The organism is Prevotella sp. SGI.167, assembly GCF_050313615.1.
Classification (GTDB): domain Bacteria; phylum Bacteroidota; class Bacteroidia; order Bacteroidales; family Bacteroidaceae; genus Prevotella.
Map to the genome: position 1 here is coordinate 1 of NZ_JBNPLT010000065.1, position 4273 is coordinate 4273.

The following is a 4273-nucleotide window of genomic DNA, read 5'->3' on the forward strand; positions in this document are numbered from 1 at the left end:
TCCAGCCCAACCGCCCTTGCTCTGCCAACCGTTAGCCTGCAGACGCATGGCGAAGACTGGAGAGAACTGGTAGCCCAGACCTAGCTGAACGTTAGGAGAGAGCAAATCACCGAACTTAGCCTCACCGAGTGTATACTGAGCACCGCCCTGGAGATCCAGAAACCAGTGCTTGTTGAAAGTATACTCATCACCGTTCTGGTCGGTATAAGTAGCCTGTGCCATAGCACTAGATGATGAAATGGCAAGCAGGGAAGCAGCGAACAAAGATTTCATTATTGCCATAATAGTTTTGTTTTAAAGTGAATTATAGAACTCAAAATCAAAATAGAAGAAAAATGAATTAGTGTCCACGCTTTGCAGCTTTAACGAATTCTTCATTCTCCTTTACTTCCTCCTTGGTCATGGGCTTTGTTACCAATTTCTTATTTGGGTTATAAATAGCTTCCACCACATTTCCCTTATGTGGAATCAGTTTAATAACCAATGCTGTAGCCTTCTTTTCCGACAAATCGCCTACGTAGTGAATCAGAACCGAGTCGTTTGGCATAACAGCTCCATTTGACACCTCAGCTTTTTTGATGTCGAAAGTAATGTCATAATCACCCATGTTTGCAACAATCGTTGTATCAGTCATGTTCTTAATCTTACCTGCACAAGTTTTGATGTTATCTCTACAACCTGCAAAAGTGAAAAGTAAGATGGTAATTAAAAATGCAAATAATGTTTTTTTCATTTTTATTCTATATTAAGAAAAAGGGCGCACGCAAAATGCGCGCGCCCTTGGATATTGATGATCAAATCAACAGATTATTGTCTGTTAATCTTGATGTTACCAAGTGTAATAACCTTAACCTGTCCGAAGCAATCCTCTACACCAATTGTCAAAGTACCAGATGCGTCAGGTACTGTTGTCTTAGTTGTCTGGTTGAATACGAAAGTAATGTTATTTGCACCACCCAATGAAGTCTTGTGCTCTACATCTACTGTTACATCAAATGCAGGGTTAGAGAATGATACATAAGGCTTACCAGTAGGATTACCCTGCTCATCAAGCTTTTCGGCAATCTGAGTATAGCCAGCATCGAACAATGCGTTCAAGCTCTTTTCATTGAATCGACCCAACAAAGAGTTTGCACCGATGATATCGGCAGCATAAACCTTCTGATTTCTAACTGGTACACCAGCATTCCAGGTAAGAGTTGGAGTATAATCCTTCTTCCATGCCCAAGATTCATGGTTAAGCCATGTGTTGAACAACATCTTCAAGTTGCTTTCTGCGTTGACAACATACTCATAAGGTCTAATCCACGCACCAGTTACATAGCTATGAGTCAAACTGATAGGACCGAAATCATAAGCGTAGCTAATAGCATGCTCCTTACCATCGATGTTCTTGCGGTCAACACTATAGCTATAGTCATAAGCAATCTTAGACTGCTTAACTTTCAATGACTCAAACCACAATGTGTAGTGTGCATCAACGAGACTTAAATAGTCTGTCATTTCACGAGAAACTACCTTCTCGTAAATAGAGTTATCATTAGCTGGGTTCTGATAGAACTTGTAGATATTGCTGCTTGTCCAATCTACATTAGAGAACAAGTTGTTAGCAACCAACTTCTCGTCAACGTATTTGAGAGCCTTGATATCCTTAGCTGTAGGCATAACCTTAGTAAACTTCAAAGTTACATCACGAAGATCGTGAACATTATCTCTCAAAGTAGCCTTGATGGTATATGTACCACCATCAACGAACTGCTGTGGACGCAACAAGAATACCTTTGCAGAAGCAACTGCACCAGAATAGATTTGAACCTCTTCACCCTTCTTGTTATAGTACTTAACATAGAAGTCGTTACCATAAGTTGGCACGATTGGATCGTTACCCAAATCACCAGGATTATTGGTCTTGTCTACTGTCCACTCAGAAATCTCTGTAGCACCTACATTGAATGCATCTGTAGTGATTTCAGCAAAGAAGTTAGACACATTGCCACTTCTCCAGAAGTATCGAGAATCCTGTGTTGCATCAAGAGTTGCATTAGCCTCAGCAAGAGTCTGCTGATCCTTAGCATCACCAACCTTTACATAGAATGCGCGACCATCTGGGTCAACCAATGTACCATCGAAGTTTACAGCGTATACACGGAAACCGATGATATCGCCCTTAACTTCTGTATCCTCCAAAGAGTTGATAGTGATGTAACCCTCATTGCCATAGAACATGTGAGCAGCCTTGGTGATAGTACCCTTGCTGTTTGTTATACCAACATTCTCGTAGCTGTACTTAGCCCATGCGTTCAACTCAGATGGAGCTGACTCGATAGCGAAGTCCTTATCAAGAGTTACATAGAAGCCCTTAACTGCATAGCCACGACCTGTCTTTGTGTTGTAATAGTAAGGAGTATTATTACCTCCAAGCATTGCACCCACAGCGATGTTAATCTTCTTACCAACAGTTACAGGAAGAAGGTTGGTCCAACGAGCACGCTGGTCGTACTGGGCCAACTGGGTATTCTTATCAGTAACTTCCTCTGCTGTATAAGGTGTTTTGCCAGCCCATTCCAACTCATTTACACCATATACGAACTTATTAGTCTCTGCGCTAAATGCAACACCCGTGTTCTTACCATTGATGTTCTCGACGACAAAACGGTTACGGATGCTGCGGATATCCTTCCAAACATCATCGTTGCCCTGAACGAGGATATTGTTGTTTGCAGGCTCATAAGAAGAACCCTTAACATCAACATCGTAAGCAGAGATAACACGACGAGGGCTTTCCTTAGCCTCGCTAGTTGTGTTCTTAACTGCAACAGCGAACTGAACATAGCTGTTCTGGCTGATTGTAGCCTCCTCAAACTTCTGGATGTCAACGCCATCCTTCAACTTGAATGTAACAGTCCAAAGACCATTACCCTCTGTTGCATTAGCTGCACGTGTAGTACCAGTGATGAGCTTCTTGTATGGCTTAACACTCTGAACATCAACAAACTCATTAAGCTCCTTGCCCTGAGAGTTAATCAAAGAGATGTTAGCTGGAGTCAACTCAGCATTTGTAGGAGATACACGAACTACGAGAGAGTCTGTAATTGTGATATTCTTGTGATCTGCAGAGAACTCAATCTGTGCATCAGTAAGGTTCTTGTTAGCAGGGAACTTAGTTGTATGCTCACTTGGAACCCAGATAAATGTCAAATCATCGTCTGGCAAACCAGTATACCAACGGTCTTCACCAGTCTTGTAGAGGTCAACAGCAGTAACCATTGTTGTGTACTCACCGATGATGTCCTTCAACTGATTCTCGATGTTTGTAACCTTAGTAGCGAGACCGAGCTTGGTGTCATCGTCCTTTACACCGTTCAATACGCTCTCGATAGCAGCCAAACGTGTATCAAGTGTACCGAGCTCCTTGTTAGGAGTACCAATCTGACCCTTGATAGCCTGGATTGCTGCAGCTACAGTGTTCTCTGCGCTATAACCCTCACCGAGAGTCTTAAGTGCGTTCTCGATAGCAGTCTTGTTGGTATTAGCCTGAGTCAAAGCATCAGTAGCATTCTTTGTTGTTTTTACCAAGTCTGCGAGAGCCTTTGTTGCATCAGCAGCAGCTGTATTAGCCTTGCTCTGAGCGTTCTTAACAGCAGTATCGAGGTCAGCCAAAGCCTTGCTGTTGTCCTTCTGAGCATCATCAAGAGCCTTCTGAGCAGCATCAGCTACGCCCTTAAGATCCTTCTTTGTTGCATAATCCTTCAAAGTCTCGAGGATTTCAGCCTGTGCCTTCTTCAAAGCCTCTGCGTTGTTAGACTCAACTGCAGCGATTGCCTTCTGAGCAGCATCAGCAGCCTCGCTAACCTCAGTCTTTGTTGCCAAAGTCTTCAATGTCTCGAGAATCTCTGCATTTGCAGCCTTTGCATCTTCTGCAGCCTTGTCAGCAGCAGCCTGAGCAGCCTTAACAGCAGCCTCTAATTCTGCAACCTTACCAGTCTCAAGAGCCTTGATTGCAGCCTGCAATGTTGCATCTGCACCATCAACATACTCCTTAGTTGCATAGTTTGCCAAAACTGCCTTAACCTCGTCGAGAGTTGTCTTCTTAGCCAACTCAGACTGAAGAGAGCTGATGTCAGACTTGTTAGAAGAGATCAAACTCTGGAGCTCAGAAACCTTAGCTGCCAACTCGTCAGCAGACGCCAACTTGTCGATCTGACCTTGCAAGTTACTGATGTCGTCATCATAATCCTTACAAGAAGTAAATGTACTCATGGATGCCACTGTA

Annotated in this window: 2 protein-coding genes and 1 pseudogene; all 3 read right to left on the reverse strand. The window is 43.1% G+C overall.

What is annotated here, in order from left to right; genetic code table 11:
* A pseudogene (locus ACQRBJ_RS15655) lies at window positions 1-282 on the reverse strand (OmpA family protein); the annotation flags it as partial.
* A 58-nt stretch (window positions 283-340) separates the two neighbouring features.
* A complete protein-coding gene (locus ACQRBJ_RS15660; RefSeq protein WP_445304184.1) occupies window positions 341-733 on the reverse strand; it encodes a hypothetical protein in 393 nt (130 codons plus the stop codon).
* Between the two features lie 74 nt (window positions 734-807).
* Window positions 808-4260 carry a hypothetical protein gene (locus tag ACQRBJ_RS15665; RefSeq protein WP_445304185.1) on the reverse strand — a complete coding sequence of 1151 codons (3453 nt, stop codon included), beginning with the start codon at window positions 4258-4260 and terminating at the stop codon, window positions 808-810.
* Window positions 4261-4273: the final 13 nt, after the last annotated feature.